Source organism: Paucihalobacter ruber (assembly GCF_006494535.1).
Taxonomy (GTDB): domain Bacteria; phylum Bacteroidota; class Bacteroidia; order Flavobacteriales; family Flavobacteriaceae; genus Paucihalobacter; species Paucihalobacter ruber.
Map to the genome: position 1 here is coordinate 324,534 of NZ_VHIQ01000001.1, position 16,598 is coordinate 341,131.

Consider the following 16,598-nt stretch of genomic DNA (forward strand, 5'->3'; position numbering starts at 1 on the left):
TTTGTTCAAAAAGAAACTTAAACCATCCATATAAAGCCTTGTTATACAGATTTATAATGTTTTAGACAAAATTCATAAAAAATCATATAGTGCTTACCTCTTAAAATATATGACAAGGAAAGTTTACTGACTTAAAAAACTTTTATTAGGTTTTATTTGATTAGTTACTAAACACATAACATAAATCAATTTAATCTATTATAATGAATTCTTGATAGAGCAAATTAACTATATTAGTACAAGTAATATTTAGTTATGGAACTAACGCAGGTTAAAATAAAAGAACTCGTATCCTTATACTTTCCAAATCTCGGAGATGCAGAAATTGACATTTTTTTATCTATCTGTAAATATGGTGAAGCAAAAAATAAAGAGATAATTTTAAAAAGAGGACGGGCTGATAAATATTTGTTATTAATCTTAAAAGGCTCTGCAAGAGCATATCAAACAACCAAGGAAGGAATCGAAATAACAAACCATTTAAGATCAGAAGGGTATATTTTTGGAGAAGCCTTGGTTTTTAGTGAAAAATTACAAATGTTGGATATTGAAGCTATTGGAGAATTGCATTATCTAAAATTTGATATTTCCGAATTAGAAAGATTAGGATTTAAAAATGAAAAAATTATGTATTTCTACCTTAATAATATTCTTAAAGAAGCTATATTAACATTATCACATCGAATTAATACCTTCGTAGCACTGACGCCTGCAGAACGCTATAAAGACTTAATCGAATGGAATCCAAAGTACTTAAAAACTACCTTCGATAAGCATATTGCAAGTTTCTTAGGCGTAACTCCACTCACTATTCACCGAATTAAAAAATCTTGGCAAAAACATATCAAATGATATTTTTATTGAGATTTATTGACCATTATTTTGTCATAAGTTACTATTACTGTTAATTACTTGTATTTTAATTAAAATTAATGATTGCTCATTTAGCTTTAACTGGGTCTATTTAATTATTTACAAGTATAAAGAAGGGTTTGTAGTAAACACTTAAATCATAAATAATTAATTGATTCAAATATAAAAACTATGACAAAAACACTTTTTACACTACTTTTAGTAACCTTTTTTGGGGTCTCTAGTGCTCAGAAAGCAAAAAAACCAAATATTTTGGTGATTTGGGGAGACGATATTGGTTATTCCAATATTAGTATTAATAGTCAAGGCATGATGGGCTATAAAACACCTAATATCGACCGTATTGGTCATGAAGGTGCTGTTTTTACCGATTGGTATGCACAGCAATCTTGCACGGCTGGTCGTGCGGCTTTTATTTTAGGGCAACATCCTTTTAGAACGGGTTTATTAACCATTGGAATGCCTGGTGCAGATCAAGGGATACAACCAAATCAACCTACCATTGCAGAATTATTAAAACCTCAAGGGTATACGTCTGGTCAATTCGGAAAGAATCATTTGGGAGACCGTGATGAAATGTTACCAACAAATCATGGTTTTGATGAGTTTTTTGGAAATTTGTATCACTTAAATGCTGAAGAAGAACCAGAAACCTATTATTACCCAAAAGACCCAGAATTTCATAAAAAATATGGACCACGTGGTGTTATTCATTCTTATTCTAATGGTAGAATAGAAGATACAGGGCCAATGACTAGAAAACGTATGGAAACTGCTGACGAAGAATTTACAGCAGCAGCCATTGCATTTATTGAGAAAGCGCATAATGATGGAAAACCATTTTTTGTGTGGTTAAGTGCAACTCGTATGCATGTATGGACGCACTTAAAAGAAGAGAGTGTTGGCGTAACAGGGATAGGGTTGTATCCAGATGGTATGGTAGAGCATGACAAGGCTATAGGAACTGTTTTGGCCAAATTAGAAGAATTGGGTATAATAGATAATACTATTATTATGTATTCTACTGATAATGGTGCTGAAAAATTCACTTGGCCAGATGGTGGCACGACTCCTTTTGCCGGTGAAAAAGGATCTACCTGGGAAGGTGGCTTTAGAGTACCTTGTGTCATTCGTTGGCCGGGAGTAATTAATCCAGGTACCATAGATAATAATATATATTCACATGAAGATATGATGCCTACTTTATTGGCAGCAGCAGGTGTGCCAGATATAAAAGAAAAATTATTAAAAGGTCACAGTGCAGCAGGTAAAACTTTTAAAGTTCATTTAGATGGTTATAATTTATTGCCTTTCTGGAAAGGTGAAACAAAAGAAGCGCCTAGAAAAGAGATTTTCTATTTTGATGCTGGAGGAAATTTAAATGCCATTAGATATAATGATTGGAAATTACATTTTACCTATATGGAAGGCTCAATTAATGAAGGTTTTAGAAAAACACCATCGTGGCCTTTAGTTATTAACTTAAGAGCAGATCCTTATGAGGTCTCTTGGAAATCTGCTTTATATACTAGATGGTATGGTGATAATATGTGGATGTTTGTGCCTGCACAGGCTATAGCCGGTGAATTTTTATCGTCGTTCAAAGAGTTTCCACCTGTTCAAGGGGGTAGCTTAAGTATTGACAATGTAGTAAAAAAGATGGGTTCTAGACCTGGAAATTAAACTATAGCTTTACAAAATATTAGTATTAAGATTGGTGGTTTTTATACAATTGTATAAAGGCTGCCAATCTTTTTTAAACTAAAAAATCATGAAAAAAATATTAAACATTCTATTCATTTCATTGGTTTTTATTTCCTGTAAAGAGAAAATAAATTCTACAGAAGAAATAACGACAATTATAGATGAGATTATAGATCCTCTACCATCATGGAATGATGGAGATACTAAAAAGGCTATAGTTGATTATGTTAATGCTGTAACAGATGAAGGTAGTGAGAATTATATACCTGTAAGTGAGCGAATAGCAACGTTTGATAATGATGGTAACTTATGGTCAGAACAACCTGTATACTTTCAGTTGTTTTTTGCAATTGATAGAATAAAAGCTTTAGCACCCAAAAATCCTGAATGGAAAAAAATACAGCCCTATCAGTCTGTACTCGAAAATGACATGAAAACCTTAATGTCTTATGGGGAACACGGGCTTATGGAAATAGTAATGGCATCACATGCTGGAAATACTGTAGATGAGTTTGAACAAATAGTAAAAGATTGGTTGGTTACCGCGAAACACCCGCGTTTTGACAGACCTTATACCGATTTGGTATTTCAACCAATGCTAGAATTACTCAATTATTTAAGAGATAATGATTTTAAAACATTTATCGTTTCAGGAGGTGGTATCGAGTTTATCAGACCTTGGGTTGAAGAGGTTTATGGTATACCTAAAGATCAAGTTGTTGGGAGTAGTATAAAAACCGAATTTATTATAGAAGAAGGGGTAGCACAAATAAAAAGATTACCAGCCATAGATTTTATTGATGATAAGGCCGGAAAACCACTTGGTATTCATAAATTTATTGGTAGAAAGCCTGTATTTGCATCGGGAAATTCAGATGGCGATTTACAAATGTTACAGTGGACAGATTCAAACCCTTACCGATCATTTCAATTGTATCTTCACCATACAGACTCGATAAGAGAATGGGCTTATGACAGAACATCTTCTGTTGGCAAATTAGATAAAGGTTTAGATGAAGCCAGCGAAAAAGGATGGACAGTTATTGATATGAAGAATGACTGGAAGGTGATCTATCCATTCGAATTAAAAAACTAAGATTCATACATAACACAAAATTAAAACTAAGTAGATTATAAGAAATCTACAAGATTGATTTTGTCTTTGAATATTCTAAAATATCAAAAAATATGTCAACTCCAAACGAGAAAAAATCATTTATCGACAAGCTAAAATCTATTTATAATTTAAAATACTTTGCTATCATTATTTCATTCTTAATTACCTTAACGGGATTAATAGCAATCGGAATTGGATCTTTACGATTATCTAATGGTTTACTATCAGTTTTTGGGTTATTTAGAGGACAAGAAGCGCATCCGGGTGTGCATATTATTGAGGCTGTAGACACTTTATTATTTTCAGTAGTTATTTTAATACTAGGTGGTGGTATATTTAAACTCTTCGTAGGTGATGAAGACACGTTTAAAGAATCTATAGTGTTTTCAAAAATCAAAACCTTTAAAGATTTGAAAATACTTCTTTGGGAAACTTTATTATTAACACTAACCGTTTGGTGCTCTCTAAGTTTTTTCGCTCATCCGGATGACTTAAGGTACACACAACTTATATTACCATTAACTATAGTATTGTTAGCTATAGCTTTAAAATTAATGAGAGACACTAAAGAATGAAATAACTAAATTTAATCATATTGTATTAAATTGAAAACTTGAGCTGATTCTATGAAGCGAATATTTTTTACTTTTATTGCTTTCACGACTATTAACTACACCATTTCAGCTCAAGACAGCATTGTAAATCAAAATATTAATATAAATCAGCAGTATTGGTTGGATTACAATTTTACTAGTATTATAAACGAAAATCAAAGCTTAAGTACCGAAATAGGTTTCCGAAAAATTATCCCTGAAGTATTCAATCGCGTACAAGGAATTTCAGTTTTAAATATCAAGAACAACAATAAGTTATTTGATTTTAAAAAAGAAAGCCCATTAATTAAGTCCTATCATTTGGGGGCAGGATTAATCTATACCCAAAATTATAACGCTAACGATAATTTAGAACTTCGATTAATTCAAGGAGTTAAATTTGAAATTCCTACAATCAAACCAATAACATTATATAATTATGTTCGCTTGGAAGAGCGATTTCAAAATAAATTTAATAATTCGGGTTGGAATAGTGCTTTTAGACTACGCTACAGACTATCAACAATTATTAATTGGAAAAAACATTTGTTACAATTTACCGAAGGGTTATATATCCCATTACAAACTGAATTTTTTTTTAACTTAAAAAAGGCAGACCGATTTAATGATTTAGTGAGAATATCGCCAGGTATAGGATATAAGTCGAAAAATGACTGGAGATACGAAACATATATCATATTTAATAGAACCAAAAATATTACTGAAACAAATAACACATCCAATGATTTTATTTTAAGGTTAAGAGTTTATCAGGGTAAACCAACAAAACAAATCTTAGATATCAACGAAGATGATACATTTTAAGACTTTCAAAAAAACATATTTAAACTTTAAATTTTACCTTAGGTCAAAAAAGGTTCAATAATGATAAATAAAAGATTGCTACAATTTTTAATTTCTTTTTTATCATTGTTTTCTTGTGCACAACAAGGAAACTATAAATTTAATAATTATGGCAACCGATCTATTCTATTGGGAGGTAACGTAACCGGAAGCGTTTCTGATATAGGATTAACCTATTATAACCCAGCACGATTAACAGAAATTGAAAATACAGGATTTGAATTCAATGCAAAAGCATATCAGTTAAGTTCACTTAAGGTTTCAAACTTATTTGTTGAAGAATCTAATATTAGTTCTACAAATTTTGATGGTGTACCATCCATGGCCGGTGGTACTTTTAATCTCTTTGGAACACGTTTTGCATATTCATTTATTTCTAAAAGTAGAGCCGACAATAATTTAAGTTACAACAGTGACATTATCAGAGATCAAATTTTAGATATATACCCCAACACGCAAGCCTACAGAGTAACAACTAACGTAAGAACAAGAGTTAAAGATGATTGGTTTGGATTAACTTGGGCAAAAAAAATGAATCAAAATTTTAGTTTAGGCATCTCTCTATTTGGTTCAAGATATGAGTATAATGGTGGCAGCAATGTAAACCACACCATTCAATCTAATGAAAACGTTGCATTTTATCAAAATACTGTAGGGTTTTCTCAAAAATCTTACGGTTTGTTTATGAAAGTTGGGGCAAATTACCATGTTGCTAAAATTGATTTTGGAGTAAATATTAACTTACCATATATAGAACTTCATAGTAATGGAGATTTTGATTATAACAAAGTAATTTCTGGAGCTACAAATGAAATTAATCAATTTTACAATTATAACTACGAAAATTTATTAGCACAACGCCAAGAACCATTAGGTATATCAATAGGCACAGGCATTCCTGTTGGAAAAGGGAAATTACACTTAAACTTGGATTATGTTAATGGGCTATTAATTTATGATCGACTTATTATTCCAAATATAGAAATTGGCAACAGTACTTCAACTGAAGTATTATTTAAAGAAGAACGAAGGGATGTTGTAAATTTTGGAGCTGGCATAGAAATATATATTAATGAAAGATTTAAATCCTTTGCAAGCTTTACAACAGATTATAATGCATTTATAAGTAACGCCAATATATTTGATTTATCAACTGAAGATTCGAGAGAAATCAATATTGGTGAAAATTTTATTCATTATAGTTTGGGTATTGATTTAAAATTAAACTTTGCAAGTGTAATTTTGGGCACAACATACACCAACAGTACTGCCAAATTTGTAAACCCCGTTGATTTGAACCAAAGTGAAACAAATAATTCTAATCAATTGGCCAAAATCAATTATAAACGCTGGCAATTTGTTGTAGGTTTAGAAATTCCGCTTTTTGAAAAAAATGATGCTATAAATAAAGAAAAATAACTCTGGTTTAGCGTTTATTCTAAACTCTTCATAATTTCATCAACGTATTTCTTGGCAGTTTTAGCGGCATTATTAGGATCATCTAAGTTTGTTGTTACAATTGCCACAATTTGATCATCGGCTGATTGATCAAGATTATAGGCTACAGTTTCAAGCACATACTTTGTATAAGTTTTTGTTGATGTTCCTCCAATAGGAACGTAACCACCAAATGAATCGTAATAAGACCCGTAAGCATAAGGAACTGAATAATAATTATAAAAACTACCGTAATGCGCCGGATAAAAATTTGAATAAGAGGCTCCAAAATAAACACCATTTTGTGTTGTGGATGTCGTTTGTTGTTTATCTTTTATTACAGTAATTACTACAGCGTCAAAACCCTCATAACCCATAATCTCTTTTATAAAAGCAACACGCTCTTCTGTAATTTCCCTGTTGGGATATATTTTTGGGGCTTTTGTAAAACTCTCTGTGGCTTTGATCCCCTTGGCTCTTAGTTGTTCGGCTATTTCCCTTTCGAAGGCCATGCGCGCATTATCATCGGCAGTTCGAGCAATAACCAATACATTTTTTTTCTTAAACTCATTTATACGATCACTTTCTGCCTTCCATGCATTTACAACTTTTACAGAAGAACATGATTGAAACAATAACAAAAAGAATATAACAATTACTGAAACTTTATTAGACATATGATTAGGAATATTTGTGCTTAGTATTAATAGTAAAATCTACTGTTATTTATCAAAACTTTTTGCAATAGCTTTAACATATTGCTTTGCTGTGGTTGCGGCATTATCTGGCTCTTCTAATTTAGATGTTATGACAGCAACCAATTGTTTGTCTTCAGGTTCATCTAAATTGTAAACTACTGTCTCTAAAACATAATTTTTGGCTGTGTATGTCGTACTAGATTGCTCAACATAGTTTCCAAGTGTAGAATAAGACATTGGATGTCTATAATAACCATAAAAACCATTATAATATCGTGGATAATAGCCATAATAAGTGCTACCTGCATAGTAACCACCATCCGTCACTGTTTTTGTGAGCTCTTGTTCTTCTTTAATAACCGTTAAAACCACACCAAGAAAGCCATTATCCATAATGATCGATTTAATTTCTTTCTCGGTTTCTTCCGTGATTTCTTGGTCAGGTTTTAACTTTGGAAATTTTTCAAAACTGGCTGTGGCGTTGATTCCTCTAGAGGTGAGTTCTTTTACAATTTCATTCTCAAAGGCAATTCGGGCCGACATATTATCAGTTCTGGCAATCACCAACAAGTTATTTTCTTTTACAGCTTCAATATTGTCTCCTTTCCATGAGTTAAGAACTTTAACACTTGAGCAGGAGCCGAAAAGAGTGATGCTCATAATAATAAAAAAAAGATAAATAGGTTTTTTCATAATAATATTAAAAATTAAGTCACAAAAATTGAATTTCAACAAAGGCAAGTTTACCGGAGTTAGCAAAATTTATATCAATGTAAATAGAGTAGTTTTGACATCGATTTATATTAGTTTTTTATCTAATTGATTAAGTAATATTCTTAAACCATTTTAAAACCACCATTTTTGCAATTAAGTTTTTTGATGTGATCTTAATAATGATCGCTATACCAGTTATAAATGATAAAATATATTTTTCTGAAAAATTAGTATCACAATATTAGCAAAAAACTTAGTTGTTATATATTTACTTTAAACTTTACTATACATTTTCATTCACTTTTAAATTTGTTTCAGTTATTATGTGTTTGAAATAAACTTTTTATTTAGCAAAAAGAAATACAAAACCTGCCCTAATACCAAAATCAGCTTTAGCACCATTAGCTGCGGCTAAATTAATTCGAGGCCCAAAAAGAAATTGCGTTTTTAGGTTCCCCAAACTGGATAATCCTGATATCACTGGATTTAACCAAACACTAGTATTGCTCGTTTCCCAGTTCTGAGTTACCTCTAGGTTAGCCCCCAATCCTGCTCCAGATTTCCAATTGTAAGTGAAAAAAGGTTGAAAGAACAATTGGTTAACGTCAATTCGATTATCATCACCTGCTACACTCCAAATCTGGTTTACTAATGCACCTATAGTAATTCCATTTGACTGATACAATGCAATTGCAGTAGGTCCAATTCCAAACTTTTCTGCTGTTAGAAAACTATTTGTACCGGTTGGAACTAGAAAAACAGGACCCGCACCCCAAGTAAGGCCTCCTTTTGAATTGGAAGGACTTAAAAATGCACTTATCACAGCATCACCCAATCCAAATTCATGGTTACCTTCTCCTGTAATATTATATTGCGAAATCACAGGTTGCACCCAGCGGGTTATTAGATTTAAATTATCTGTCACACTAATTGGAACAACAGGTTGAATATTGAGCGTATTTCTAGAACCATTTAGTTCTCCAATTCCTAAATCTGTGTTGTTTTGAAAAGGAACACTAATCAGACTGGCAATTGGATTAGCCAATTTCTTTGCTAATTCGGCGGCTTCCAATTTTTCAACTTCCTGAGCAGTAGCCAAGGTTGTTATAACGCAAAAGATGGTAATAATTATTTTTTTCACTGATTAACTTTTATAGACTATTGAAATTTTCACCATCATGTAGGTGATTATAAATGATATGATTTAACCCAAAAAATAAGTGAGTGTAATTTTATTATAAACTCTAGTGGTCTTAAAAATTAAGACTTGCCCATACTTTTTCTGGCTTTATCAGCATCATTCTTATAATTTTCTATCTTTTTGATCCATTTCTCTTCATCCTTGGGCGATAATTTACCTTTTCGTTTTAATTTATCGTATTTCTCTTGAGTCTCCTCCATTTTTTTACTTGCCTTTTCAAAATTATCTTGAGCTTGTTGTTTTTGTTTTAAAGTCTTTTCACTTTTTTTGCGCTCTTTATCTGCTTTTTTTAAATCCTTTTCATTTTTCTTCAATTTTTTCTCAAACGCCTCTTGATCTTTGGCCAGCTTTTTTGTGGCCTTTTGTGATTTCTCAAAATTACTTCTAATTGCCTTTTGATTCTCGGCTGATAAGGTTTGAGTCACATCTTTCCCGTCTTTAAAAATTGATTTTCCTTTTAATTCATAACTGACACCTTCGTGAACAATTATTTGGGCGTTAGATAAATAGCCTATGCAAAACAATAATAAGGTAATCCAGATTTTCATATTATTTATTAATTAATTGGTTAAATAAATCATTAAGTTCATAAAAGCGAGGATTCAGACCCTAGCGTCATATCATCAAATCATGTTAGCTGAACCTCTTATTAAAAAACTAATTGCGTCTAGTCTAAATATAGGAAACAAAAATATCGCTGCCAAAAAAAAATTGAGCACAAATGTATTAGCAATAATTTAAACACCACATATCATTTGATATTTGCAGGCAAAAGAGGTTAATCTAATTTTACGACGCGATTTTTAAGTTAAACTTTAAGACAACAGTTTTAAATTAATTTCCAATTTATGACATTAACGAATAAGTTATTATATAAAATAAAAGTATATAACTAAATACTTTGCAATTGTTTGATTGAACGAACGGATTTAATGAAAGGCTTCTTACAATTATAATTTAAACTGTCCATTATATTCTAAAATAAACACCGTTAAAAATTAATAAATACTTTAAAATGAAAAAACTTTTAGCCGTTTTCTTAATGTTTGCTTCCTTCTTTAATGCTACTAGCCAAGTCATAGAACTTACGCCATCGTATGGTTACCAATTTGGCGCTAAACTAGGCTATGGCCCAAATTATTTAAAAATAGAAGATAGTGGTCAATTTGGAATTACGCTTGGTATAGAAACGTATTCAGGTTTGATGGCAGAGTTTACATACATTAATATGAGTTCAGAACTTAGACTTAGAGATGTTGTCTTCGCGCCTCTTGAAACTAGACTTGCTGATCTTAATATCGATTGGTTTCTGGTAGGAGCAACACGCTATTTCAAACAAGGAAAAGTAAAACCTTTTGCGGGAGCAGGTTTAGGACTAGTTGTTGTTTCACCAAAAAACGAAAATTTAGAAATTATAGAAAATCGCTTAAACAGTTCTACCAAATTTGCGTTTAACTTTAAAGCCGGGGTAAATATAATGTTCTCAGAGGTTGTTGGCTTAAAATTACAAGGCGACTTATTTTTCCCTGTCAACTGGGCTGGTGTATATGTCGGGCCTGGTGGTGCAGGTATAAGTACAGGTTCTACAGTTATCCTTGGCGGTTTTAGTGGTGGTTTAGTTTTCAGAATTGATAAAAATTAATCTTCATTGTACTAGTAAATAATAGCATTAAGAAAACATGTCCTTAATTGGTTAAAAATTGACTCCAATATTAATGAAAAAACTAACTCTTCTTATATCACTTTTTGTTCATTCTTGGCTTTCATTTGGTCAAGATGAAACCCCTTCCAAGGTAGAAAAAAATCAAATCAATTTTTATGCTACTGATGCTATTAATGGGCTTTATACACTCAGTTATGAGCGTGCTCTGGGAAAACATATTTCGGTAAATTTAGGATTTGGCTATAAAACAGAGGAAGGATTAATTGTACTTTCAGGGATAGATACAGACCAATTAAAAACCAATAATCTCACCTATTCAGGTTACAAAATTGTACCAGAATTTAGATATTATTTGAATGAGTCATTAAATGGAGCTATGCTTAGTGGTTTCTATTTTGGGGCGTATTTGAAATACTCAGACTTTAAGTCAGATCTGATTGGCACGTTTATTAATAGTGAGGGTGAGTCTTTCGATATTGCCTATAAGGGAGACATAGCCATTACATCGGTAGGGTTAATGGTTGGATATAAACTACCAATAGGTAAGCATTTTTTTGTAGACTTTTTAATCGCAGGCCCAGGTTCTGGTTCTTATAAGTTTAAACTAGATAATACCATTCCACCACCCGACGAATTTTACGAAGTTCTAAACCAAGCACTTGAAAATTACAGTATATTCGATTTAATTAATGCTGACTTTGAATTTAACGATCGTAATCTCAGATCAAATTTTTCAGTTCTCTCTTTTAGATATGGTATTTCTATTGGTTACTCCTTTTAAGGCAAGACTTGATTTTTAAAAAAAATTAAATAATTCTTTAAAACCGTTTTTAAGTATATACACAGATTTTAATTTATAATTAAACAATATATTCCAATGAAAAAAGTATTCTTATCGTATATGGTTCTTATAATTCCATTCTTTGGATTTACACAAAAATTGAAGGAAATTGACTCCACTGCAGTATATATTCTTGACCAAATGAGTGAACTTATAGGCGATTTAAATTCGGTGAAATTCAGTACAACCACATCGTTTGATAAATTAAATGACGAAGGAAATATTGTAACACAATATAGCACAAGCGAAGTTAGCATGGTTGGGCCTAATAAACTTTTGGCCAAAACTAAAAGTGACAAAGGAGGTCATGGATATTGGTATAATGGTGAATATTTGTCATATTACTCTTATGCAGAAAATAACTATTTAATTCTTGAGACACCAGACAACATAATTAGCATGGTTGACGACATGCATACGCGCTTTGATTTCAAGTTTCCGGCCATCGATTTCTTTTACCCTTCATTTACAGATGATATTATAGAATCATTTGACTCAATTCAATATTTAGGAAAACGAACTGTTGAAGAAGAAGAATGCTATCAAATTATGGCTATAAATAATGAAATGCATGTTCAACTTTGGGTGTCTGAAGACAGAAATTTTCTGCCTAAAAAAATGAAAATTATCTATAAGAATCAAAACAATATACAATACACAACTACATTTACAAGTTGGGAACTTAATCCTCAAATTCCTGAGGCCATTTTTGAGTTTCTGCCACCACCTAATGCAAAACTTATAAGCATTCTTGAAAAATAATTAAAAAGTAAAATATAATGAGTACAAATAGAATATTATATAGTAGTAAGGGATTGTTATTAATTATAATACTCGCTTTTTTTGCGTCAACAGAATACGCCATTGCACAGAGAATGAATCACGGAGCGTCAAGAGCCGGTGGTGGGTCAATATCTCGACCAAGTGCTTCACGACAGGTAGCAAGCAAACCAACAACTCAACGAGGATCAATTAATGGTGGTCATGTAAAAACAAATAACAGGAGTATTTCTAAAGCACCTAGTTCAAATAATAATACAATAAGAAACCAAAATAGTAAATCAACAACAACTAAATTGGCCGACAGAAGCAGTGGTAATCAAAATAATTTGGTTGGTAATAAAAAAACATCAAATATTAAAAATAAAAGTGGCAATAACATCGGTAATAACAATAGGGTAGGAAATAATAATGTCAATATTAATGTAGATAGAAGTAGAAATGTTAATCTGAGAAACACAAATGTAAGAGCAAGTTCTATACGTTACACAAGACCGCCTTATCGCTATGGAGGTTTCGGATATTATTGTCATAGACCATATTTTTACCATCCATACACCCCTTTCTATTGGGGCTCATATTATCGTCCGTGGGGCTACTTTGTTACTTCTTTAGCTACTACAGCCATTATTGTTGCCATCATTAACGATAATAATGATGACAAAGAAGAATATCACTACGATAATGGTACTTACTATTTAAAAACACCTGAAGGTTTTGTCGCTTGCCAGGCGCCAGTTGGTGCTCAAGTACCTTCTATCCCGAAAGAAGCCGAAACAGTAACGGTAAATGAAATAACGAACAATTATTATTACGGAGGTGCATTTTACGAAAAAAATGCTGACGGTTACATTGTAGTTCCAGCAACTGCCGGTACTATTGTTCCTAATTTACCCGAAGGAGGTGAAGAAGTAAAAATAGGTGATGTCACTTACGTTCAGTTTGGAGAAACCTATTACCAGCCCATTCAAGTTGATGGTAAAAATATGTACGAAATTGTTGACGTTAAAGAAGAAGCGTAATACCCTTTCATCCTTGGTAATGAAACCAAGCATATAAGTAACAAAAATTTATTTTAAAAAAATATTTTAAACTTATAATACTGTACTTTAATAGTTAACAATACGATTAAAGATGAAAGATAGTACTGAAACTATCAATTCATTATGATTTTAAATACTTGATATTTTTACGCTAAAACCCTTATCCAAACATAGTCTATGAAATGGTATGCTAAAACTTTTGCTTTAATTATAAAAGGTATCCTGTTTTTTTTATTGCCAATAATAATACTATTTATTGTTATTGAAAAAGCATTAATCATTATTCGAAAATTAATAGCCCCCATAAAATCTCATATCCCCGAAGATGGTATTTTTGGTATTGGAATGGTTTCTCTTCTCTCTATTTTATTGCTTTTGAGTATTAGTTTTATTGCCGGTATTTGGGCAGAGAATAAAAAAAATAAAACCATTATGCCAAAATTAGAAGAAATATTATCCTCCTTTATTCCCGGTTATGCGTTAATAAAAACACAAACCAATGAAGTTTTTGGCGATACAAATAAAAACTGGAAATCTGTAATTGTTGGAGATAATGGCGAATACAAGCTTGGAATAGAGATTGAAAGGAATGATAATGGCTACAGTACGGTTTTCTTCCCAGACCCTGCAGATACTAAATCAGGCGAATTAAAAATAATCCAATCAAGTAAAATAAAAATACTTGATTTAAGCATTAATAAACTCTCAGCCTTAATTAGAAAATATGGCCTTGGTTCAGCCTCATTTATAAAATAACAAAACCTTTCGAATTAGAGTCAATAGCATTTCAGTTTTTGTTTAAAAAGTCTTTTTGGTATTTCTCTTCTAAAATGTATTCAGATTTTGACATTTAATATACTTTAAATCTTTTCTAACCTCCTCTTAATTGGTTTACTGTTTTTACTTCAGAAACATCCGTTAATACCAAATTTCAGACTCTTCAAAGATAATAAATACAGGATTTTGATTCTATTTAATTTTCTAGGTCTGTTAGTTTCGAGGCCACGATATGATAGATTTGGCGAATTTGAAATCGTTTTTAGTTTGCCACTGCAAGGTTATTTGATCAAAAGTAGTAGACATAAATAGGTTGAGATTGCTTTAAGCTCTTTATTTATTATGTAATTAATGAAGTAACTGGAAGTAGCTTAAAATTTCAGGTAAACCATAGTTAATAACTAAACTGCTATAAACTAAAAGAAGAGAACCAAAAATGGCTCTCTTTTTCTTAGTATTCCGCCTTCGGCGGAGACTCGCCTGTTCGCAATGGCGAAAACAAGTGTCCGCCTCTGGCGGATATGAGCCCTTATAGTTTCATATTGAGATAGTTCATCTTTAATATTTTAATTTCAGAACGACCAATACCGCTTTTATAGTATTTCTCTCTATTCATGGCTTCATATTTGGTTTTATAAAAATCCAAATGCATAACTTCCCATGGTCGGTATCGAATGGTATATCCTTTTGTAGCTAGTTTATTGTGTGAATAAAATCGGTCTATTAAATCTTGAGTATAACCTACGTAAGTTTTATCGAAGGTTTTTGAGTATAATATGTAAACTACGAAGTAATCATCAGTCATAACAAACTATTATAAACTAAAAAAGAGAACCATAAAATTAGTTCTCTTTTTTCTAGTAGCGGGAACTGGACTCGAACCAGTGACCTTCGGGTTATGAGCCCGACGAGCTACCTACTGCTCTATCCCGCGATATATTTTCAATATTTTAATTCCTCTTTACTCGAACCTGTGTCCGCCTTCGGGTTATGAGCCCGACGAGCTACCTACTGCTCTATCCCGCGATATATTTTCAATATTTTAATTCCTCTTTACTCGAACCTGTGTCCGCCTTCGGCGGATATGAGCCCGACGAGCTACCTACTGCTCTATCCCGCGATATATTTTCAATATTTTAATTCCTCTTTACTCGAACCTGTGTCCGCCTTTGGCGGATATGAGCCCGACGAGCTACCTACTGCTCTATCCCGCGATATATTTTCAATATTTTAATTCCTCTTTACTCGAACCTGTGTCCGCCTTTGGCGGATATGAGCCCGACGAGCTACCTACTGCTCTATCCCGCGATATTGGTTGGCAAAGATACTACGTTTTTTGCGAAATACAAAACCATTGTAAAAAATAACTCCCAATTAAAAATTAATTCAAATGGGAGTTATTCTCTAACTTAAATAAACAATTGCATTTTAGTCTTCTGTATCTAAAGTTGCGATGGTGCCTTTACTGGTTGAGTTATCATATTCAAATGTAGTCATATGTGGAAATCTCTGGTATAAACTAGCGTATTCACGTGAAAAAGCATTGTTACCTATCATTAAGGTTTTAAGTTGGGTACATTGGGCCAACTCATTAGGTATTTCACCGTAAAAAGCATTATTACCTATCACTAGTTCTTCCAGTTGAGCTAAATTGCCTACTGATGAAGGAAGAACTCCAAATAAATTATTATCAAATACACTTAACACCTTTAATTGAGTTAAATTACCAATAGATTTAGGTAATTTACCAGATAGTTCATTACTGCTTAATATTAAAACTTTAAGTTTATTTAAATCTCCTAAAGTTTCAGGCATAACACCCGATAAATTATTATTAAAAAGCTCTAAATACTCCAAATTAACTAGTTTACTAATTTTAGGAGATAAAGAACCTGATAATTTATTTGAAAAAAGTTTTAAAGAAGTCAAATTATTAAGGTTAAATAAACCTTGAGGCAACTGCCCTTCTAATGAATTAAATGATAAGTCTAATACTTTTAATTGCGACAGAGTCCCGATACTTTGAGGAATTCGACCTGATAAATTGTTAAAACTTAATTTCAGCTCTGTAACATTTTCGTTTTCTACGGTTACTCCAAACCATGAAGCAACATCGGCTTTTAAATCCCATTTGGTATTCCAATTTTCACCATTGGTTGATTTGTATAAATCTATTAAGGCTTGTTTTTGAGTAGGTGCAACATCAGCCAAAATTGGAAGGCTAAACACGCATAAAAACACATTTAAAATAAGTTGTTTCATAATAGCAGATTTGTGTGGGGACACGATTATG

Annotated in this window: 17 protein-coding genes and 1 tRNA gene; 11 read left to right on the top strand and 7 right to left on the bottom strand. The window is 32.0% G+C overall.

From position 1 onward, the window contains the following. Positions 1–255 precede the first annotated feature (255 nt). The 6 genes from FJ651_RS01430 (at position 256) to FJ651_RS01455 (ending at position 6,570) form a co-directional block, all read left to right on the top strand. Entirely contained in the window at positions 256–852 is a 597-nt protein-coding gene (locus FJ651_RS01430; RefSeq protein ID WP_140988609.1) for a Crp/Fnr family transcriptional regulator, read from the top strand. 276 nt (positions 853–1,128) lie between these two features. After that, a complete protein-coding gene (locus FJ651_RS01435; RefSeq protein ID WP_246085298.1) occupies positions 1,129–2,556 on the top strand; it encodes an arylsulfatase in 1,428 nt (475 codons plus the stop codon). 88 nt (positions 2,557–2,644) lie between these two features. After that, positions 2,645–3,673 carry an HAD family hydrolase gene (locus FJ651_RS01440; RefSeq protein ID WP_140988611.1) on the top strand — a complete coding sequence of 343 codons (1,029 nt, stop codon included), beginning with the start codon at positions 2,645–2,647 and terminating at the stop codon, positions 3,671–3,673. A 92-nt stretch (positions 3,674–3,765) separates the two neighbouring features. After that, the gene (locus tag FJ651_RS01445; protein WP_140988612.1) at positions 3,766–4,269 is read left to right on the top strand and encodes a YqhA family protein; all 504 of its coding nucleotides are present in this window, start codon (positions 3,766–3,768) and stop codon (positions 4,267–4,269) included. Between the two features lie 51 nt (positions 4,270–4,320). Next, positions 4,321–5,112: a DUF2490 domain-containing protein gene (locus FJ651_RS01450; protein ID WP_140988613.1), complete on the top strand. Its 792-nt coding sequence runs from the start codon at positions 4,321–4,323 to the stop codon at positions 5,110–5,112. A 60-nt stretch (positions 5,113–5,172) separates the two neighbouring features. Further along, a complete protein-coding gene (locus FJ651_RS01455) occupies positions 5,173–6,570 on the top strand; it encodes a hypothetical protein (RefSeq protein ID WP_140988614.1) in 1,398 nt (465 codons plus the stop codon). Between the two features lie 14 nt (positions 6,571–6,584). Here the strand turns inward: FJ651_RS01455 and FJ651_RS01460 are convergent, their stop codons facing one another. The 4 genes from FJ651_RS01460 to FJ651_RS01475 form a co-directional block, all read right to left on the bottom strand. Next, positions 6,585–7,265 carry a periplasmic substrate-binding domain-containing protein gene (locus FJ651_RS01460; RefSeq protein WP_140988615.1) on the bottom strand — a complete coding sequence of 227 codons (681 nt, stop codon included), beginning with the start codon at positions 7,263–7,265 and terminating at the stop codon, positions 6,585–6,587. 45 nt (positions 7,266–7,310) lie between these two features. Further along, positions 7,311–7,946 carry a hypothetical protein gene (locus FJ651_RS01465; protein WP_140988616.1) on the bottom strand — a complete coding sequence of 212 codons (636 nt, stop codon included), beginning with the start codon at positions 7,944–7,946 and terminating at the stop codon, positions 7,311–7,313. A 397-nt stretch (positions 7,947–8,343) separates the two neighbouring features. Next, positions 8,344–9,141, bottom strand: coding sequence for a type 2 periplasmic-binding domain-containing protein (locus FJ651_RS01470; protein ID WP_140988617.1), 798 nt, complete (start codon positions 9,139–9,141; stop codon positions 8,344–8,346). Positions 9,142–9,260: 119 nt separating this feature from the next. Continuing rightward, positions 9,261–9,749: a hypothetical protein gene (locus FJ651_RS01475; RefSeq protein WP_140988618.1), complete on the bottom strand. Its 489-nt coding sequence runs from the start codon at positions 9,747–9,749 to the stop codon at positions 9,261–9,263. Positions 9,750–10,216: 467 nt separating this feature from the next. On the opposite strand from FJ651_RS01475, the gene FJ651_RS01480 reads away from it, so the two are divergent. From FJ651_RS01480 to FJ651_RS01500, 5 genes are all read left to right on the top strand, one after another. Then, on the top strand, positions 10,217–10,843 hold the full coding sequence (locus FJ651_RS01480; protein WP_140988619.1) for a hypothetical protein: 627 nt from the start codon (positions 10,217–10,219) through the stop codon (positions 10,841–10,843). 73 nt (positions 10,844–10,916) lie between these two features. Next, the gene (locus FJ651_RS01485; protein ID WP_140988620.1) at positions 10,917–11,645 is read left to right on the top strand and encodes a DUF3575 domain-containing protein; all 729 of its coding nucleotides are present in this window, start codon (positions 10,917–10,919) and stop codon (positions 11,643–11,645) included. Positions 11,646–11,741: 96 nt separating this feature from the next. After that, positions 11,742–12,467 carry a DUF2092 domain-containing protein gene (locus tag FJ651_RS01490; RefSeq protein ID WP_140988621.1) on the top strand — a complete coding sequence of 242 codons (726 nt, stop codon included), beginning with the start codon at positions 11,742–11,744 and terminating at the stop codon, positions 12,465–12,467. Between the two features lie 17 nt (positions 12,468–12,484). Beyond that, positions 12,485–13,507, top strand: a complete 1,023-nt coding sequence (locus tag FJ651_RS01495) for a DUF6515 family protein (protein ID WP_140988622.1) — start codon at positions 12,485–12,487, stop codon at positions 13,505–13,507. Between the two features lie 198 nt (positions 13,508–13,705). Next, positions 13,706–14,284: a hypothetical protein gene (locus FJ651_RS01500; protein WP_140988623.1), complete on the top strand. Its 579-nt coding sequence runs from the start codon at positions 13,706–13,708 to the stop codon at positions 14,282–14,284. A gap of 550 nt (positions 14,285–14,834) precedes the next feature. Here the strand turns inward: FJ651_RS01500 and FJ651_RS01505 are convergent. The 3 genes from FJ651_RS01505 to FJ651_RS01515 all read right to left on the bottom strand — a co-directional run bounded on the left by FJ651_RS01505 (position 14,835) and on the right by FJ651_RS01515 (position 16,567). Continuing rightward, complete coding sequence (locus FJ651_RS01505) at positions 14,835–15,110, bottom strand: GIY-YIG nuclease family protein (RefSeq protein WP_140988624.1); 276 nt, start codon at positions 15,108–15,110, stop codon at positions 14,835–14,837. 56 nt (positions 15,111–15,166) lie between these two features. Beyond that, positions 15,167–15,239: transfer RNA gene (locus FJ651_RS01510), tRNA-Met, on the bottom strand. Between the two features lie 494 nt (positions 15,240–15,733). Further along, positions 15,734–16,567, bottom strand: coding sequence for a leucine-rich repeat domain-containing protein (locus FJ651_RS01515; RefSeq protein WP_140988625.1), 834 nt, complete (start codon positions 16,565–16,567; stop codon positions 15,734–15,736). Positions 16,568–16,598: the final 31 nt, after the last annotated feature.